This is a genomic window from Roseateles flavus, assembly GCF_039872765.1.
Taxonomy (GTDB): Bacteria; Pseudomonadota; Gammaproteobacteria; order Burkholderiales; family Burkholderiaceae_C; genus Roseateles_B; species Roseateles_B flavus.
The window spans coordinates 17,127-35,920 of sequence record NZ_JBDPZC010000006.1; the positions used below are offsets into that span (position 1 = coordinate 17,127).

Sequence of the window (18,794 nt, forward strand, 5' to 3'; positions counted from 1 at the left end):
TTCTCCGGGCTGTGAAAACAACGGGGACGAACTCGGCGAGTCTTCAGCGCCCGGCGGGGCGCGATGGATTCTCAAGACATCGCCGAATCAGGCGGCGATGCTTCGATCAGGTCGTTCAAGACCTGACGGGACGTAAGACTCGAACAGAAGCGTGGTGGGAAGCGCCGGCGCAGAGCCGAAGCACTCCGCATGCGACAGCTGACTCGGAAGAACCCCGGACGCTGCGCAGGAATGGCACACGCTGCAGTCTTCGTCCAGGACCAGCGACCCGACCTTGGCTTTCACGGTTGCGCCAGCTTCACCTTGACTGCCCGCCTGGTGCTGATGACCGTGATGCCCAAAGTGCGTGACGGACGTGGCGCTCTCGTGGCTGCAATAGATCGCTGCAGCCGCCCAGCAGAACTGGAGTGGCAGCACGATCAGCATCACGAGGACGATGTAGCGACGCATGTGGATCAGTGTAGCCACAGGAGGCAGACAGTGGAAAGGGGCCCTAACGATCAAGGGGACGAGTACGGCGCCGAAAACGCTGCTCGGTGGCCGGGCGTCGCTCCAGCGCGCCGCTCCCAAGATTACAAATTTGTCATCTTTAGGTCTGAATCCTGTTCGCGGACGATTCATACAGTGGCGACATCAGTGCAAAGACTGCGCTGATGCGTGCTACTTCCGTACCAGCCATGCGCCATCGGTTAATCATCCTGCTCGTTGTTCTCTTGTCGGCTCAATCCGGATGGGCGGCTGCGGCGCCCCGTTACGTGCACGAAGCGAATGACGCTGAGATGAGCCGCTTCGTGCACCACGGCCGAACTTCCACCGACTCGGCGCCGACGCCCATCAAGGCGCAAGAGGCTCCGGCTGGACAGAAGTCAAGCACCGAGGGCCTGGCACTGGTCATCGATCTCTACCATGGCCATTGCGATCTTGCCCAGATAGCAGTCTGGTACGACGTAAACCCGATGCTCAGCATTGACGACGGTTGGGGCGCCCAACACAGTGGCACGTCATGCTGGAGCTCGCATATTCCCGACGGTCTGGATCGCCCTGAACGGCAGTGCGCCTGACATGGCACGCCGTCTACCCTCTCGCGCGCTCGTTGCTGCGGGGACGATGCCCTGACGAACCAATCCACCCGTTGTCCCATCTATCTCGGAGTGTTCGATGCGAAGCTCTTTCGCCCATTGCTTGGTACCGCTCACGCTGGCTGTACTTTCTTACCCACTATCGCTCGCACAGGCTCAAGCGCCCTTGTCGGCAGCGACGACCAGTACCGCCCCCTCTTCAAGCGCAGCGTCGATGCAAGCCTTGACTTTGGGTGAAGCCGTTCGGCTTGCCATGACGCAGAACCCGGAACTGGCAGCAGCGCGGTTGGAACTTCAGGCGATGGAAGGAGCGGAAATTCAAGCCGGTGCCCGCCCGAACCCAGAAGTTGGCGTACTGGTCGAGGACACACGAAGCGCTGCACGCACCACCACCTTGCAATGGAGCCAGGCGATCGAACTCGGCGGCAAGCGGTCCGCGCGCCTGGCTGCTGCGGCCCGCGCACGCGAGCAGGCTGGCGCCGCCTTGCAGGCCAAGCAGGCGGAACTGCGTGCATCGGTGACCAGCGCCTTCTTTGAAGTACTTGGCGCGCAGGAGCAGGTGCGCCTGACACAGGCTTCCCTGGATCTCGCCTACAACGCGACTTCGATCGCCGGCAAGCGCGTGCAAGCCGGCAAAGTCCCCCCGCTGGAACAGGCCCGTGCGCAGGTGGCCGAGGCCGGCGTCCGCGCAGAATTGGCGCAGGCGCAGAGCGATCTGCTGCTCGCTCGCCAGCGGCTGGCCGCCTTCTGGGGGCAAGGCCAGATCACGTTTGATCGCGCGGACGGCAACGAAGCAAGCCTGCCCGAACTGCTCAGCGACCAGCGCATAGGGGAGCTGTTGACCAACGCACCAGCCATCCGCATTGCCCGGATGGAAATTGCCCGCCGCCAGGCGCTCACCGACACCGAACGAGCGAGGCGTGTGCCTGACCTGACGGTGACCCTGGGCGCCAAGCGCGCTGCCGAACTTGGTCGCACACAGGCGGTGGTGGGCTTTTCGATACCACTGCCCGTGCTCGACACAAATCAGGGGAACTTGCTGGAAGCGTTGCGTCGCGAAGAGCAGGCGCGCGAGGTGCTCAACGCCACGTCGGTGCGCGTGCAAGCCGAGGTGTCGCAGTCCATCGAGCGCCTGCGGCTGACGCGCGAGCAGGTGAAGTTGCTGCGCTCGGACGTCCTGCCGCTTGCGCAGACCACCTACGACGCGGCCGTCAAGGGCTACGAGCTGGGTAAGTTTGCCTTCATTGACGTGCTGGACGCGCAGCGGACGCTGTTCCAGCTGCGCCAACAAGTACTTCGCGGCACCGCCGAGGCCTATCGCGCTGCGGCCGAGCTCGACCGTTTGCTGGGTCGCGACGAAGCGCAGGCCGGCGCGTCCACGAATTGATTCAGGAGTCACATATGTTGATGGAACCCAAGAAGAAATCCGCCGTGGCGATTGCCGTGGTGCTGGTGCTCGGCCTGGTGTTGGGCGTCGCAATATTGCGGACTGACAAATCGGCGCCGGCTGGCGAGGAACACGGCCATGGCCATGAGGAAGCCAAGGGACACGCCGATGCAGAGCACCATGGCAAAAAGGCCGCCGACAGCCATGCCGACCACAAGGATCATGCCGACAAGGAACACCACGAGGAAGCCGCGGCGCCGACGAAAGGACCTCACGGAGGAAGGCTGTTCACCAACAACGGCTTCGGGCTGGAGATGACCATCGTCGAGAACAATGCGGAGCCGCAGTTCCGCCTCTACTTGTTCAAGGATGGCAAGCCGTTGGCGCCAACGCAGGCGAAAGTTGGCATCACCCTGCAGCGCTTGGGCCGCAAGCCTGAGGTCTACGCTTTCGCGCCGGAGAAGGACTATTTGAAGGGTTCGGCGACCGTCGATGAGCCTCACTCCTTCGATGGCACGATCGACGTCCAGTTCGGCAACCAGAAGCACGAGTTCAAGTTCGAACAGGCTGAGGGCCGCGTGCAGTTGAGCGATGAGCAGCTCAAGAGCAACGGCGTGGAGATCGCGACGGCTGGCCCGGCGCGCATCCGCAGCAGCCTGGCGTTGCTGGGTGAGGTGAAGCTGAATCAGGATCGAACGCTGTTTGTCACGCCGCGCCTGGCGGGCATCGTCGAGTCGGTGCGCGCGAACGCCGGCGACAAGGTCAAGCGTGGACAGGTGCTTGCCGTGATCTCAAGTCAGGCGCTTGCCGACCAGCGCGGTGAGTTGCTTGCCGCGCAAAAGCGCATGGCCTTGGCCAAGACCACCTACGAACGCGAAAAGCGTCTGTGGGAAGAGAAGATTTCGGCCGAGCAGGATTATCTTGCTGCAAAGCACGCCTTCCAGGAAGCTGAAATCTCGGCCGAGAGCGCCCGACAGAAGCTGAGCAGCCTGGGGGCCAGCGCGACCGAGTCGTCGCAGGGACTGACCCGCTACGAAATCCGCTCGCCGATCGACGGCGTGGTCACGGAGAAGAAGATAAGCGTCGGCGAAGTTCTGAAGGACGACGCGCCGATCTTCCAAGTGGCAGACCTTGGCACCGTCTGGGTGGAATTGACCGTACCGGCCAAGGATGTGAATGCACTGAAGATAGGCGACTCCGCAAGTGTCAAGGCCACCGCTTTCGAGGCACAGGCCAACGCCAAGCTGTCCTATGTGGGCGCTCTGGTGGGCGAACAAAGCCGTAACGCCACCGCACGCCTGGTGCTTGCCAATCCCAAGGGGCAATGGCGCCCCGGCCTGCCGGTTACGGTTGACCTCACCTCGGGCGAGGTCGATGTGCCCGTTGCAGTGGCGGTGGACGCCGTGCAATCGGTCGGTGAATCGACGGTGGTCTTCGGTCGCTATGGCAAGCAGTTCGAGGCACGGCCGCTGACACTGGGACGCAGCGATGGACGCTTCGTCGAAGTGGTCAAGGGACTGCAGGCCGGTGAACGATATGCCGCCAAGAACAGCTTTCTGGTCAAGGCCGAAGTCGGCAAAGCCGGCGCGAGCCACGAGCATTGAGGAGCAAGCCATGAAGCAGATCACTGCCATCCTTCAGCCGCACCGGCTTGAAAAGCTCGAAGAGGCGCTGCACCGGCTGCCGCATCTCCCCGGCTTCACGGTGTTCAAGGCCCATGGGCATCCGCGTGGCCACGGCACCGGACATGCCTACATTGCCGATGAATGGGATCCGGACCATCACGACCGGCTGGTCCTGCTGATGTTTTGCGCGGACGAGCATGTCGCCGAGCTCATGCAGACCATCGAGAAAGCCGCCCGGACGGGTCAGTCCGGCGACGGCATTGTTGCTGTCACCGAGGTCGTCGACATCGTTCGCCTGCACAGCGGCGAGCGTGGCAACGACGCTGTCTGAACCACAGCCGTGCTGACATCGCAAAGAGCCGCATGAAACGGAACTCCCATGTTTGAAAAAATCATCCGCTTTGCCATCGAGCAGCGATGGCTGGTGCTGCTGTGCGTCCTTGGCATGGGCGCCCTGGGCATCTTTAGCTACCAGCGTCTGCCGATCGACGCCGTGCCCGACATCACCAACGTCCAGGTCCAGATCAATACCCAGGCCAAGGGCTACTCACCGCTGGAAGCCGAGCAGCGCGTCACCTATCCGATCGAGACGGCAATGGCCGGACTGCCGAATCTGGAACAGACGCGCTCGTTGTCGCGCTATGGCCTGTCCCAGGTTACCGTCGTCTTCAAGGACGGTACCGACATCTACTTCGCCCGCCAACTGGTCAACGAAAGGATTCAGGAGGCCAAGGGCAAGTTGCCCGGCGGCCTTGCGCCGACGCTGGGACCCATTGCCACCGGCCTGGGCGAGATCTATATGTGGACGGTGGAAGCCAAGCCAGGGGCCCTGAAGGCCGACGGCTCGCCGTACACGCCCATGGACCTGCGCGAGATTCAGGACTGGATCATCAAGCCGCAGTTGCGCAATGTGCCTGGCGTGACTGAGATCAACACGATCGGCGGGTTCGCCAAGGAGTACCAGGTTGCGCCATTCCCGGAAAAGCTGGTGGCCTATGGCCTGACCCTCAAGGATGTAGTGGAGGCGCTTGAGCGCAACAACGGCAATGTCGGGGCCGGCTATATCGAGCGGCGTGGCGAACAGTACCTGATTCGCGCGCCGGGCCAGGTAGCCAACATCGAAGACATAGGCAATGTCGTCGTCGCGACGCCGCAGGGCGTGCCTGTGCGAGTTCGCGACCTGGCCGATGTGGGCCTGGGCAAGGAACTTCGCACCGGCGCCGCCACCGAGAACGGCAGAGAAACCGTGCTCGGTACCGTCTTCATGCTGCTTGGCGAGAACAGCCGTGTCGTGTCTCAGGCCGTCGACGCGCGGCTGCAGGAGATCAACAAGACCCTGCCGCCCGGCGTGATCGCACAGACAGTCTATGACCGCACGATCCTGATCGACAAGGCGATCGCCACGGTCAAGAAGAACCTGATCGAAGGCGCAGTGCTGGTAATCGCGATCCTGTTCCTGTTCCTCGGCAACATCCGCGCAGCCGTGATCACCGCGGCAGTGATTCCACTGGCCATGCTGTTCACCTTTACCGGCATGGTGACGAACAAGGTCAGCGCCAATCTGATGAGTCTGGGGGCGTTGGACTTCGGCATCATCATCGACGGCGCCGTGGTCATTGTGGAGAACTGCGTCCGGCGACTGGCGCATGCGCAGGCCGCCGCCGGCCGCCCGCTGACCCGCGATGAACGCTTTCATGAAGTCTTCGCCGCCGCACGTGAGGCACGCCGTCCGCTGCTGTTCGGGCAACTGATCATCATGGTGGTGTACCTGCCGATCTTTGCGCTGACCGGTGTCGAAGGGAAGATGTTCCATCCGATGGCCTTCACCGTGGTGGCAGCACTGATCGGCGCCATGATCCTGTCGATGACCTTCATCCCTGCCGCCGTCGCATTGATGATTGGCAAGAACGTCGGCGAGAAGGAAAACCGCCTGATGGGCTGGGCGAAGCGCGGCTATGCGCCGATGCTGGACTGGGCACTTCTCAACAAGCCTTTGGTGATGGTCGTCACGGCTGTCTCGGTCGTGCTGAGCGGCTTGCTCGTCACCCGCATGGGCAGCGAATTCATCCCGAGCCTGAGTGAAGGCGACGTCGCCCTTCATGCCATGCGGATCCCTGGAACCAGTCTGACGCAGGCAATCGAAATGCAGGTCGCCTTGGAGAAGGTGATTAAGCAGTTTCCTGAGGTGGAGCGCGTATTTGCCAAACTTGGCACTGCCGAGGTGGCGACGGACCCGATGCCGCCCAATGTGGCTGACACCTTCCTGATGCTCAAGCCTAGGTCGGAGTGGCCAGATCCCAAGCGCAGCGCCGAGTCGCTGGTAGAGGCCGTGCAGGAAGCCGTTGCCAAGGTGCCAGGGAACAACTACGAATTCACGCAACCGATCCAGATGCGCTTCAATGAGCTGATCTCGGGAGTGCGCAGTGACGTGGCGGTCAAGATCTTCGGCGACGACATGGCTGTGATGGAGACCAGCGCAGCTGAAATCCAGAAAGTTCTGGAAACGGTTCCTGGTGCCGCGGACGTCAAGGTTGAGCAGACGACCGGCCTGCCTATGCTGACTGTGCAGATCGATCGCGCGAAGCTTGCGCGCCTGGGACTGAGCATGGCTGACGTGCAGGAAATGGCGGGCACCGCCATTGGCGGCCAGGAGGCGGGCGCGCTGTTTCAGGGCGACCGGCGTTTCGACATCCTTGTTCGTATGCCCGATACGGTGCGCAGCGACATCGAGATGCTCAAACGCCTGCCGATCAAGCTACCAACGAATGGCGGTACGTCGACGTTTGTGACCCTGGGAGACGTGGCCAGCTTCGACATCGCGCCTGGTCCCAACCAGATCAGCCGCGAGAGCGGCAAGCGCCGTGTCGTGGTCACGGCCAATGTGCGTGGTCGCGACATCGGCTCTTTCGTCCGTGAAGCGCAGGGACAATTGGCGCAGAAGGTGAAGATTCCGGCCGGCTACTGGACGACCTGGGGCGGCACCTTCGAGCAGCTCCAGTCGGCAACGCAGCGCCTGCAGATTGTGGTCCCAGTTGCTCTGGGGATGGTCTTCATGCTGCTGTTCGCGATGTTCGGCAACGTCAAGGATGGCTTACTGGTGTTCACCGGCGTGCCCTTTGCCCTGACCGGCGGTATCGTGGCCTTGTGGTTGCGCGACATTCCCCTGTCAATCTCGGCGGGGGTGGGCTTCATCGCGCTGTCCGGCGTGGCGGTGCTGAACGGCTTGGTGATGATCTCGTATATCCGCTCCCTGCGCGAGGATGGCATGGCTCTTGAGGGAGCAGTGAGAGAAGGAGCACTGACGCGCCTGCGGCCAGTGCTGATGACAGCCCTGGTGGCCTCGCTGGGATTTGTGCCCATGGCATTGGCGACAGGAACGGGCGCGGAAGTGCAGAGACCTCTGGCCACCGTCGTGATCGGGGGCATCTTGTCGTCAACCGCGTTGACCTTGCTGGTTCTGCCGGTCCTCTATCGATGGGCTCATTCGCGCAGGGGCGCGCGAGAGGCTGGTGCAGCGCCGGCGCCGGAGACAGGCGCTGCACAAGGAGTGTGATTCGTCGGCCGCGGTGCACCGCTCAACGCGGTTGCTCCGCAAGGGTTTGTCGCAAATCTGAGGACGTAGCCATGAGTCGAAATAGCTTGCTCGATTCTTTGCGGCGCAGCGATTTTGTGCAGGATGTTCTGTCCTCCCGGGTACTCCTGCCTGTTCGGTCGGCAGGGCGCTCACAATGCTGCGCGACCATGACTTGCCACCTGGAACCGGTCGGCGCAGACTCTGTGCTAGCCCCACGAATTCGCGTGGGCGGGAGTGCTGCCATGAAGTACTTCATCCTCGGTCTGCTGTTCAGCCTGCTCTTGCCGCTCGCTGGATGCGCTACGTCCATACCTGTCCAAACTGCTCCTGTGCCAATGCGATTGGACGAATTGGTTGCCATGTCGAAGGCTGGCGCAAGTGACGACAAAGTGATCGCCCAACTGGCCCAGCGCGGTGCCGCCTTCGTACTGTCCCCGCAGGACGTCTCCGCGCAGCGCGAGGCTGGCGTCAGCGACGGCGTGCTTCGTTACCTGCAAGGTCGGGCGGAGGCGGAACAGGCGCTTGCGGCGCGCATTCAGCGTGGTCGCTACTGGGTTCCCAGCTATGCCGGTGCGAGCTATTTCGGCTACCCGTACCTCGGCTATTACGCCGGTCTGCACTATTACGGCGGGGCAAGTGTCTACGTGATCGGCAGCCGCCACGGAGGCCATGGAGGCTTTCACCATCGCGGCGGTCACCGCGGGGGGCGCCACTGAAAGGCAGTTCGCTGTCTGAGCCGAGACCGGAAGCCTTAACGGGGTTGCTCGCCATGGACCTTCAAGCGATGCGGGACAGCCCATGGCGAGACTTCATGATCGCAGTCGCTTGCATCGGATTGATCGTCGTGGCGGCGCTGTCTCTTTTTTTTGCCCTTCGGGATCGCAAACGGCGTGCGGACCGTAGGGCCGCGCGGCGAATTGCTGGCAAGTCCGGAAGAGCCACGACGACGCGCTCCGGGTCACGCCCCAGATAGGCGCGGCCTTGACTACTGCCCGGAAGCCCTGCAGAAGGTCACCGCTTTGGCCTACTTGCAGAGGTACGGCACGTCACCCGAGGGCCTATGCGGAAGGGATCAGCGTCGAAACAAGGCCTTTGGCGGACGATGTGGCGGACCCAATTCAGGTTTGAACCCGGCGTTGCTGCGGCGTTTGCCGCCGCCATCTTGTTCGGTGCCGACACACCGTCGGCCAAGCCTTTGCTCGCCAAGCCTCCCCGTGGCTGCTGGCTGCCTTGCGGCGTAACGCTGAGCATCGTCCTGTCCGATTGTGCGACAGTGGTTCCAACTGTTGATGGTAATCAGGCGCCAATCACCGGAATGGGAATATCCCGAAGCGTGGCGTGGACGGTGTCGTCGTGTAGCGGTCGGGCGTTGATCGCTCGCGCATTGGTTTACGGTATCGCGGAACGCGCGATTCTTTAACCCAGACCACGAGGCGAGATGCTTCGTAGGTATCATTTGCAACCGGCGGTCAAAAACCAATTGCTGACAACTTCATGCGTGAACTGTGGGTCGATGCGTTCAAGCCGACAGCCGCTTTGTGGCTTTGGAACGCGCTGCGACTCTCCGGTCTGCCCGCACAAGCAGCGGTCTGTGTGGAAGCCCCAGTCCGATGACAGCCGAGGTCCAAACGTACGTCCTCGCGGCCGACCGTGACAACACGGTCAAGACCTACGCCTCTGCGCTGCGCCACTTCGAGACCGTTTGGAACGGCCTGTTGCCCGCCACCGTCGATACCGTCGCGCGCTATCTTGCCGAGCACGCAACGGTCTACCGCATCAGCACCTTGCGGCTTCATCTGGCCGCGCTGGCCCGCTGGCACGCCGACAACGGCTTTGCCGATCCGACCCGCTCGCCACTGGTGCACAAGGTGATGCGCGGCATCCGCGCCACACACGCTACCCCGCAGCGCCGCGCCCGGCCGCTGCAGTTGGAGGTGCTTGAGCGGGTCTCCGACTGGCTTCTCAAGACACAGATTTCCGCTGGCAAGCACGCCCGAAGGACGGAGCAGCTACGCCGCAGCCGCGACCGCTCGCTGTTGCTGCTGGGCTTCTGGCGCGCCTTTCGGGCCGATGAACTGGCCAATATGAGGATCGAGGAGGTCGAGGCCGAGCGCGGCAAGGGCCTAACCTGTCGCCCCAGACGCACCAAGACCACCAATGAAGACGAGGACCGCGCCTTCCATTGCCCGGCGCTCTCAAGGCTGTGCCCGGTGGACGCCTACCTCGATTGGCTGGAGGTCAGCGGACGCAAATCCGGCCCGGTGTTTCCGGGCATCGATCGCTGGGGCAACATCTCCGAGCAGCCCATGATGAGTCAGGCGGTGTTGCCGCTGCTGCGGCGCATCCTCAAGGACGCGGGAACACAGGAGGCCGAGAGTTACTCCAGCCACTCGCTGCGTCGCGGCTTCGCCGGCTGGGCCAGCGCCAACGGCTGGGACCTCAAGGAGCTGATGGAACACGTCGGCTGGCGTGACGTCGGCTCAGCGATGCGCTACATCGACATTCCGCAGGACGCGATGAAGTCGAAATTCGAGCGAGGCCTGGCCAACAGTACGTCGGCGCCGGAAGATGTGGCGGAGTCCCCCGAACCGACCGCGCCGCAGGCCGGTGCCGAGGCACCTGCCGCCACCGAGCAGTTTGCTACCGTCCACTTGCGCCTGCTGCTCACCAAGCCCGGTGGCGCTCGGCGCGGCACGGAGCGCGCCTTCAAGCAGATCGAGTCAGTGCACCTCAAGAAGTTCGCAGCGCGGCAGCTCGACCGAAACGGTAGACGTTTTGAACTTCGGGTGCCTTTTCATGATCGCGATGCCTTGGACGACATCTTGCTGGACCTGCTCGACGAGCTGTACCGGGTGGCCAGCGCCAACGAATGCATGCTGGAAGCCTCGCTGCACGAGCCCGACACGGACAGCAGCTGGGATTGATCCGGGCGCCCAGGCTGGGGGCGCGGGCGCATGACCCGCCTCAAGGACACCGCCTATCCGGACTTCAAGGCGCAGATTTCGTCCAGCGACCTGGAGCGGAACTACTCGCCAACCGATGAGGAACTGACGTTCGTCCAGGGCCTGGTGAGCGGGCCTGCGCCACAGACGGCCATGATGGTTCACCTGAAGATGCTGCAAATCATGGGCCGCATGCTCAAACTGCCCGAGGTACCGCAGCAGGTCCGCGACCACATCGCACGCTGCCTCACGTTTGCGCGCTCGCCGTCGCTCAAGGAACTGGGGCGGTTCGAGCGTTCGGGAAATCGAGCCCTCAAGATCAAGAAGCTGCGCGAGTTCCTCGACGTCAAACCCTTGGGCGAGAAAGGGCTTGCCTGGATCAAGCATGTCGCCGAGCAGGCGGCCGAGGTCAAGCACTCGGTCGCAGACATCATCAATGTCATGCTCGAAGAGCTGGTGCGGCACCGCTACGAGCTGCCGGCCTTCTCGACCTTGGACCGGGCCGCCTACGGTGCCCGGGAACAGAGCAACGAGCAGTACTTCAACTCGATCTCATCGAAGCTGGGGCCGCGGACCAAGTCCATGATGGGGTCGCCTCAGAAAACGGAAAATAAAGCACGCTAAGCGAAAGCTCGATCATGCAGTTGGCAGATCACGCCACAGGCGCATTTGAGGCGGAAACGGCCTGGCTACAACAATCTGCCAGCCCTTGTAAGATGCCGCATGCTTCTACCTGTCGAGCGCCTGAGCACCTCTCGCGCAAAATGGCCAAGTGTTTCTTCAACTGTAACAACGCTTCCACGCGGGCCTCTACTTGTTGGATATGGCCATCCAGTAGCGCATTGACCTCGCCGCAATCCTGATTCGGGTTATCTCGCAGGTCCAGTAATGCCTGGATTTCTCCCAGCGTCATATCGAGCGAACGGCAATGGCGGATGAACTGCAAGCGCTCGACGTGAGCGTCACCGTATAGCCGGAAGTTGCCGCCGCTGCGCGCTGGCTTTGGCAATAGCCCCTCCTTCTCGTAATAGCGGATGGTGACGATCTCGCACCTTGTCCGCTTGGCAAGTTCACCAATCCTGATTTCCATATTTCATCCTCATTTAAAACTTGACTCTATAGTAGCTATAGGGTCTTTAATGCGCAATACAGAAATCAACGTAAAGGAATTGTCATGAGCGAATGCGGTTCAAAAGGGTGCGGCTGCTCGACCGTGCCGATCAGCCAGCCCCCTGCGCAAGCCCAGCTAACGGCTGAATCGGCCCAAGCGGTCTACCGCATCGAGAACATGGATTGCCCCACGGAAGAGGCGCTGATCCGAAGCAAGCTGGCCGCGCTGGCGGGCGTGGTCGGGCTTGACTTCAACCTGATGCAGCGCACCTTGGCCGTGCGGCATGAACTGCCATCGTTGACTCCGGTCGAGCAAGCCTTGAAGGCCATCGGCATGCAGGCCGTGCGCATGGATAAAGCTTCTGGCGAGCAGACGACCAAGCTGGTCATCGCCAAGATGGATTGTCCAACCGAAGAAGCGCTGATCCGCAACAAGCTTGCCACGGTAGCCGGGGTGACCAATCTCGATTTCAACCTGATGCAGCGCACCCTGTCGGTGCGCCATGCTGCCCACACCCTGCCGGAAGTATTGGCCGCGCTGAAATTTCTGAACTTCGAGGCGCAAGTGCTCAATGCGGAGGAAGCCAACGCCTCACCGGCGATATCGACGCTCGCATCTACCAACTGGGGGCCGCTTGGCATCTCCTTGGCGGCTGCATTGGCTGCGGAAGCCGTCTACTGGTTCCACAACGGCAACCATTGGTCGGTCGTCGTTCTGGCGCTCGTCGCCATCTTCGCGGGCGGCCTTCCCACCTACAAGAAGGGCTGGATTGCGCTCAAGAACCGCAATCTCAACATGAACGCCCTGATGTCAATAGCCGTCACGGGCGCCATGTTGATCGGTCACTGGCCGGAAGCAGCGATGGTGATGGTGCTGTTTGCACTCGCTGAAGTGATCGAGGCAAAGTCGCTGGACCGTGCTCGCAACGCCATTCGTGGCCTGCTCGACCTTGCCCCGGAACAAGCCACGGTGCAGCAGCCGGATGGCTCGTGGCGCGAAGAGGATGCCAAGCAGGTCGCCATCGGCAGCCGGGTTCGGGTCAAGCCGGGTGAGCGTATCGCTCTCGATGGCGAAGTGCTGGAAGGACGCTCTACGGTCAACCAAGCGCCGATCACTGGTGAAAGCCTGCCGGTTGAAAAAGCGCCTGGTGATCTGGTGTTCGCCGCCACCATCAACGAATCCGGCTCGTTTGAGTATCGCGTTACGGCCACGGCCAGCAACTCCACATTGGCCCGCATTATCCACGCGGTGGAAGCTGCCCAAGGTAGCCGCGCACCCACACAACGCTTTGTCGATCAGTTTGCACGTTGGTACACGCCAATCGTGTTCGGTGTGGCGGTTGCGGTCGCACTGATGCCCCCGCTATTCATGGGCGCAGCGTGGCTGGACTGGATTTACCGCTCGCTGGTTTTGCTGGTCGTCGCCTGCCCGTGCGCGCTGGTAATCTCCACACCGGTCAGCATCGTTAGCGGCTTGGCGGCGGCGGCGCGGCACGGCATTCTTATCAAGGGTGGCGTCTATCTGGAAGAAGGCCGCAAGCTGCGCTGGCTGGCACTGGACAAGACCGGCACGATCACGCACGGCAAACCTGCGCAAACCGATTTCGTCGCGTGGGGCGATGCGTCACCTGCCAGCAGCCGGAGCATTGCCGCCAGTCTCGCGGCTCGCTCTGACCATCCCGTGTCCAAAGCCATAGCGCAGGCAGCGCATGCCGAAGGGGTTGCGCTACACGATGTTGCCGAGTTCGTTGCACTGCCCGGTCGTGGCGTGCGAGGCAGCATTGACGGTGTGACCTATCACCTTGGCAACCATCGGATGCTCGAAGAGCTGGGGCATTGTCCACCTGAATTGGAGCAGCGCATCGCTGCGATGGAGCGCGAAGGCAAAACTGTAGTGATCCTGGTGAGTACAAAGAGTGCGCAAGCCCTGATCGCGGTGGCAGACACCATCAAGGACAGCAGCAGGAGCGCTATCGGCGAGCTGCATGCGCTCGGCATCAACACCATGATGCTGACTGGCGACAACCCGCACACCGCGCAGGCAATTGCCACACAAGCCGGGATTGATCGGGCGCAGGGCAATTTGCTGCCAGAGGACAAACTGCGCGAGGTCGAACAACTGGCGCAGACTGGCAAGGTCGGCATGGTCGGCGACGGTATCAACGATGCCCCGGCGTTGGCACGTGCTGACATCGGTTTTGCAATGGGGGCCGCTGGCACCGACACGGCCATTGAGACGGCGGACGTCGCCCTGATGGATGATGACCTGCGCAAGATTCCAACTTTTGTGCGCCTGTCACGTGCGACGGCTCAGGTACTGATGCAAAACATCGTGCTGGCACTGGGCATTAAAGCGGTGTTTCTCGTGCTAACTTTTACCGGTCACGCGACCATGTGGATGGCCGTGTTTGCCGACATGGGAGCCAGCTTGCTTGTCGTGGGCAATGGCTTGAGGCTGTTGCGCCGATGAACTGGAAATTCATTCTCTATGACTGGTATGGTCTGAACGTCGCGTTGTTCCAGGTCATCAATGCGGGGACGCCTGCCACGCTGGGGCCGCTGGCGTGGTTCTTCAGCCTCGTGGGCAATTACTGGACAGCGCCCTTGACGCTGCTGGGTCTGGGGTGGTGGTCGAAGTCAGCAACCAATTCAGCCCGCGCTGATGCAGTTTGGCATCGGCTCATTGTTTTTGGCACCGCCTTCCTGCTGGCCTTGCTGGCCGCCACTGTCTTGAAGCTGTGGCTCGACTTCCCACGTCCGCCTGCCGTTTTCGGCGAGTTAGTGCGCATCGGTGAGCATGAGCGGCACTACAGCCTGCCCAGTGGGCATGCTACCTATTCGGCGTTAGTTATCGGCGCGCTTTGGCCTTTGATGGGTCGCCGTGGCCGCGTCGGTTTGGTGCTTTATGCCGTCTTGGTCGGATGGTCGCGCATTGCTGCTGGAATGCACTTCCCGGCTGATGTGCTGGCGGGCTGGTGTCTAGGATTGGGCAGCACCGTTCTTGCCGGACGGCTGATACCGCTTGTCGCTCCCACGTGGCAGACGGCTCGCCACACGTCGGCCTCGGTCTGGTACGTGGTGGCCGTTTGCGCCTTCATGGCCGACCAGTTCGCCAAGCTCGCCATCGTCCGCACGTATGCCTATGGCGAACAGGTCGAAGTCACGCCGTTCTTCAATTTCGTCCATGTACTGAATCCGGGGGCCGCGTTCAGCTTTCTGGCAGGTGCGGGCGGTTGGCAACGCTACTTCTTCATCGCTCTTGGTTTGGCAGTCTCGGCTTGGCTGGCACGCATGCTGAAACAGCGGTTGCCAAGCCTTGAAGCACTGGGATACAGCCTGATTCTCGGCGGGGCGCTTGGAAACGTCGCGGATCGCCTATTGCGCGGGCAGGTCGTGGACTTTCTCGACTTCCATTGGCGGCACTCGCACTGGCCTGCCTTCAATCTCGCTGATGTTGCCATCACCTCAGGGGCGGTCTTGCTCATCATAAACGGGCTGATCCAAGGCAGGGCGGTGGACGCAAAGCCAATTGAGAACTATAATCATTTGCAATAAATTATTCTGACACTCTCCTATGCCTTGCCGAACACCTTATCGCTGGTTGATGGCGCTGTTGCTCGCGACTTATGCGCTTATCAGCGGGCCAGCACTCGCAGCCGACAGCACCGAAACCAAAGCCAAGCAAATTTGGCAGCTTCTGGACTATGTGGCTGTCGATTACGGCGGTGCCGTAGCCAATGGCACGGTGCTGAAGGCGTCGGAATATGCAGAGATGCAGGAGTTCGTCGCCACCGCCGAGCGTCAATTGGGCGAGCTACCAAGTAAGACCGACAAGGCGCGCTTGCTGCAACAAGCTACGGAGCTTCGCCGCGCAGTAGCGAATAAAGCTGATCCAGCCATCGTGGCGCAACTGGCGCATGCGCTATCCAGCGCCGTGCAAAAAGCGTATCCATTCCCGGTGGCCCCAGCCGCCGTACCGGACTTGGCCCGGGGTGCGCAGTTGTTTCAGGCGCAATGCGCGGCCTGTCATGGCATGCAAGGGCACGGTGATGGCCCCTTGGCTACCTCCCTGAACCCCAAACCAACCGCGCTGGCCGAGCACTTGCGGGCGCGGGAGCGCAGCTTGTTCGCACTACATCAGATCATCAGCAACGGCGTCCCAGGGACTGCCATGCAAGGCTTTGGCTCATTATCGGACGAGGATCGCTGGGCGCTGGCATTCTTTGTCGGTACGTTGCCCTATGTACAGAGCGACAAGACCGCAGGGGCAAAGCTTTGGCAAACGAATGGGCAAGCCCGTCAAACGGTTGCCAATCTGGAAGCATTGACGCAAACCTCCGAGCATGTCTTGGCGGACAAGCTGGATGAACCCTCAGCTAAAGCGCTGACCGCATATCTTCGCGCTAACCCGAGTGCGTTGGACGCAAACAAGCCGAAAGGCACGGCAATAGCCAAGGCCAAGCTTGGCGAGAGCGTGGTTGCATTGCAAAACGGGGATCGTGCGACCGCAGCCAAGTTGGCCTTGTCCGCTTACCTTGATGGTTTCGAGCCCGTTGAACCGGCGCTCGCCACCCGCAACCGCCCGTTGTTCGAGCAGATCGAAGCTGCAATGGTGTCCTACCGAGCATTGGTGGCAAACGGTACTGCCGCCGACGTGCAGGCTGCGCACCAACGGTTACATGGCTTGCTCGATGAGGCAGACAAAGTTCTTGCCCCTTCGGAGAACGATGCCGTCGCGGCCTTTATCGGGGCATTGACTATTTTGCTGCGGGAGGGCTTAGAAGCGTTGCTAGTAGTCGTCGCCATGCTGGCATTTCTCAAGAAGGCCGAACGCCGGGATGTCGCGGTCTATGTGCATGCAGGATGGATGGCCGCACTGGCGGCAGGTGGCATCACTTGGGGCGTGGCGACCTATCTGGTCGGCGTCAGCGGTGCGAGCCGGGAATTGACGGAAGGCTTTTCTTCACTGTTTGCGGCTGTGGTCCTGCTCGGCGTCGGAATGTGGATGCACCAAAAGAGCGTCGCCGGTCGCTGGCAGATTTACCTCAAGGAAAAGCTATCCTCGGCCCTCAACAAGCGCACGGCGTGGTTCTTGTTCTCGCTGGCATTCGTCGCGGTGTACCGCGAGGTGTTTGAGACGGTACTGTTCTACGCCGCCCTTTGGACAGAGGGTAATGGATGGCCTCTGCTCGCTGGCCTGAGTACGGGCATGGCGCTTTTGGCGTTGCTTGCAGTGTTACTGCTGCGCACCAGTGCGCGATTGCCGATCGGGCAGTTTTTTGCGGCGAGTTCCATGCTGGTAGCAGTGCTCGCGGTGATCCTGGCTGGCAAGGGCATTGCGGGTCTGCAAGAGGCCGGACTCCTGCATACCAGTCCGATTGCAATCCCTCGGATTGATTTGCTTGGTATCTATCCGTCGTGGCAAACGGTCCTAGCGCAGTTTGTCGTTCTGCTCACCACTGTGGTGGCTTTCACTATCAATTTGCGTTCGACGCGGCAGAGGGCAACGCGGCGAAGCTGATTCAAGGCGCTTGCCTATCTCGCAAACAGTGTCAGTTTGAGCTATACCCTAACGCAACGTCAGGGAGAGACTGGAATCACGTCAGGATAGAGTCCAATGTATTGACCCAGCAAATCCTGCTCAGGTCATGCCGCTAATGCAAATGCCTCAGCGGGTGTTCTCATGTTCAGCGCCTGATGCGGACGCCGGTGGTTGTAGAAGTGGATCCAGTCCCCGATGAGGCGACTGGCATGCTGCAGCGATTCGAACCGGTGCCGATGCACGCACTGCTCCTTGAGCGTGCGGATCACCCGCTCGACCAGGCCGTTCTGCTCCGGGCTGTGCGGCGTGATGAATTCCTGGCGCAGGCCGTAGCTCCGAACCAGGGCCGTGAAGCTGCGGCTGGTGAAGACCAGCCCGTTGTCCGAACGCAGCAGGAACGGCTCCGGCACGCGGCCCAGCGTGCCGAAGCGCGCGATCAGGGCCTGCTCCAGCGCTGACTCCGCTGTCTTGGACTTCCCACTGCGCGACAGGTGCCAGCCCAGCAATTCGCGGCTGTGGCAGTCGATGACCAGCGCCATCGTCGTCCAGCCATCGCGCCCTGCCCAGACCCGGCACATGTCCGTAGCCCATCGCTCGTTGGGCGCCTTGGCCACCGAGGGCAGCGACTGGATCCGAGGCCTGAAGCCCACTGGGCGCTTGCGCACCTGCCAGCCCCGAAGCTGGAAGATGCGCTGCACCGTGTTCTTGTTGAAGCCCAGCAGGTGCGCCACCGTCCGATACCCAAACGACGGGTTCTCCTCGATCATGGCCTTGATCGGCGCAACGAAGCGCTCCTGCAGCGTCGGCGCGGCCTTCACCGGCCGGTAGTACACGCTGCGCCTGGGCACATCGAACCAACGGCACAGCTTGCTGATCGAGACGGTGATGCCGTCGGCTTGCAGTCCCTGGCGGATCGTCTCGATCACTTCTCGTCCTCGCCCAGCAGGGACTGCAATTTTTTTCTGGCGCGCAGCTCCAGCATCGCTTCGCCGTAGGCCTCCTGGAGTTCCTTCAGCTGGCGCTCGTACTGCTCGCGCACGTCCTGCGGGTTGGCCTTCAGGGCGTTCTCCATGCCCCGGCGGCCATCCTCCATCCAGCTCTCGATCTCCGAGGGCGGCAGGTCATAGGTCCTGCTCGCCTCCGACACGCTGGTCTTGCCCTGGATGATTTCCAGGACCAATGCCGTCTTGCGCTTCGCGGTCCAGCGCTTGATCTCTTCGTCCATCAACGTACTCATGGTGTCTTCCTCTCGACGGTAACACCTGAGCAGGTTTTCACTGGGTCAATACATAGACGGCAAGGTCGATACGGCCTACGAGATCAAGGCGGGGATCGAAGCCCTGGAAGTTGAATGCGAACGGCTGCCTGGTGCGAGCTTCTTGCGCAATTCGCCCTTGATGCTTTGCCTCGTAGCTTTTGCGGACGCCATGACCGGTGGTGACTTCGAGTCGCAGTCTCCTCAAAAGAAGTCGCCGACGTCGCCAGAGGTAGCAGTCATCTTGAGGACCCGCACGGCCATGATTTCCGAGCTTGAA

At 61.6% G+C, this 18,794-nt stretch carries 15 protein-coding genes; 11 read left to right on the plus strand and 4 right to left on the minus strand.

All coding sequences use genetic code 11. The annotated features are described in order from the left end of the window. Nucleotides 1-87: 87 nt before the first annotated feature. Nucleotides 88-450 carry a hypothetical protein gene (locus ABDJ40_RS13380; RefSeq protein WP_347610449.1) on the minus strand — a complete coding sequence of 121 codons (363 nt, stop codon included), beginning with the start codon at nucleotides 448-450 and terminating at the stop codon, nucleotides 88-90. Nucleotides 451-779: 329 nt separating this feature from the next. On the opposite strand from ABDJ40_RS13380, the gene ABDJ40_RS13385 reads away from it, so the two are divergent. From ABDJ40_RS13385 to ABDJ40_RS13420, 8 genes are all read left to right on the plus strand, one after another. Continuing rightward, nucleotides 780-1,061, plus strand: a complete 282-nt coding sequence (locus ABDJ40_RS13385) for a hypothetical protein (protein WP_347610451.1) — start codon at nucleotides 780-782, stop codon at nucleotides 1,059-1,061. A 232-nt stretch (nucleotides 1,062-1,293) separates the two neighbouring features. Beyond that, complete coding sequence (locus tag ABDJ40_RS13390) at nucleotides 1,294-2,466, plus strand: TolC family protein (protein ID WP_347610453.1); 1,173 nt, start codon at nucleotides 1,294-1,296, stop codon at nucleotides 2,464-2,466. 14 nt (nucleotides 2,467-2,480) lie between these two features. After that, nucleotides 2,481-4,070: an efflux RND transporter periplasmic adaptor subunit gene (locus ABDJ40_RS13395; protein WP_347610455.1), complete on the plus strand. Its 1,590-nt coding sequence runs from the start codon at nucleotides 2,481-2,483 to the stop codon at nucleotides 4,068-4,070. Between the two features lie 10 nt (nucleotides 4,071-4,080). Beyond that, nucleotides 4,081-4,422 (plus strand): P-II family nitrogen regulator, encoded by a 342-nt coding sequence (locus ABDJ40_RS13400; RefSeq protein ID WP_347610457.1) that lies wholly within the window; start codon nucleotides 4,081-4,083, stop codon nucleotides 4,420-4,422. Nucleotides 4,423-4,470: 48 nt separating this feature from the next. Next, nucleotides 4,471-7,644: an efflux RND transporter permease subunit gene (locus tag ABDJ40_RS13405; RefSeq protein WP_347610459.1), complete on the plus strand. Its 3,174-nt coding sequence runs from the start codon at nucleotides 4,471-4,473 to the stop codon at nucleotides 7,642-7,644. A gap of 263 nt (nucleotides 7,645-7,907) precedes the next feature. Further along, complete coding sequence (locus ABDJ40_RS13410) at nucleotides 7,908-8,381, plus strand: hypothetical protein (RefSeq protein ID WP_347610461.1); 474 nt, start codon at nucleotides 7,908-7,910, stop codon at nucleotides 8,379-8,381. An 894-nt stretch (nucleotides 8,382-9,275) separates the two neighbouring features. Beyond that, complete coding sequence (locus tag ABDJ40_RS13415; protein ID WP_347610463.1) at nucleotides 9,276-10,589, plus strand: site-specific integrase; 1,314 nt, start codon at nucleotides 9,276-9,278, stop codon at nucleotides 10,587-10,589. A 30-nt stretch (nucleotides 10,590-10,619) separates the two neighbouring features. Then, nucleotides 10,620-11,231 carry a DUF4158 domain-containing protein gene (locus ABDJ40_RS13420; RefSeq protein WP_347610466.1) on the plus strand — a complete coding sequence of 204 codons (612 nt, stop codon included), beginning with the start codon at nucleotides 10,620-10,622 and terminating at the stop codon, nucleotides 11,229-11,231. A gap of 28 nt (nucleotides 11,232-11,259) precedes the next feature. Here the strand turns inward: ABDJ40_RS13420 and cadR are convergent, their stop codons facing one another. Further along, nucleotides 11,260-11,697, minus strand: coding sequence for a Cd(II)/Pb(II)-responsive transcriptional regulator (gene cadR, locus ABDJ40_RS13425; RefSeq protein ID WP_116750445.1), 438 nt, complete (start codon nucleotides 11,695-11,697; stop codon nucleotides 11,260-11,262). Nucleotides 11,698-11,781: 84 nt separating this feature from the next. Here cadR and ABDJ40_RS13430 point away from each other — a divergent pair, with 84 nt between their 5' ends. Genes ABDJ40_RS13430 through ABDJ40_RS13440 form a run of 3 tightly spaced genes read left to right on the plus strand, consistent with a single transcriptional unit; the run spans nucleotide 11,782 to nucleotide 17,238 of the window. Further along, the gene (locus ABDJ40_RS13430) at nucleotides 11,782-14,187 is read left to right on the plus strand and encodes a heavy metal translocating P-type ATPase (protein WP_116750444.1); all 2,406 of its coding nucleotides are present in this window, start codon (nucleotides 11,782-11,784) and stop codon (nucleotides 14,185-14,187) included. After that, on the plus strand, nucleotides 14,184-15,272 hold the full coding sequence (lspA, locus tag ABDJ40_RS13435) for a signal peptidase II (protein ID WP_116750443.1): 1,089 nt from the start codon (nucleotides 14,184-14,186) through the stop codon (nucleotides 15,270-15,272). The genes ABDJ40_RS13430 and lspA overlap by 4 nt, the downstream gene beginning before the upstream one ends. Nucleotides 15,273-15,321: 49 nt before the next feature. Continuing rightward, nucleotides 15,322-17,238, plus strand: coding sequence for a cytochrome c/FTR1 family iron permease (locus tag ABDJ40_RS13440; protein WP_116750442.1), 1,917 nt, complete (start codon nucleotides 15,322-15,324; stop codon nucleotides 17,236-17,238). Nucleotides 17,239-17,363: 125 nt separating this feature from the next. Here ABDJ40_RS13440 and ABDJ40_RS13445 read toward each other — a convergent pair whose 3' ends face one another. Beyond that, complete coding sequence (locus tag ABDJ40_RS13445) at nucleotides 17,364-18,185, minus strand: IS3 family transposase (RefSeq protein WP_347610471.1); 822 nt, start codon at nucleotides 18,183-18,185, stop codon at nucleotides 17,364-17,366. Next, nucleotides 18,182-18,496 (minus strand): DUF1153 domain-containing protein, encoded by a 315-nt coding sequence (locus tag ABDJ40_RS13450; protein WP_183106904.1) that lies wholly within the window; start codon nucleotides 18,494-18,496, stop codon nucleotides 18,182-18,184. Before ABDJ40_RS13450 ends, ABDJ40_RS13445 begins: the two co-directional genes overlap by 4 nt. Between the last annotated feature and the right edge of the window lie 298 nt (nucleotides 18,497-18,794).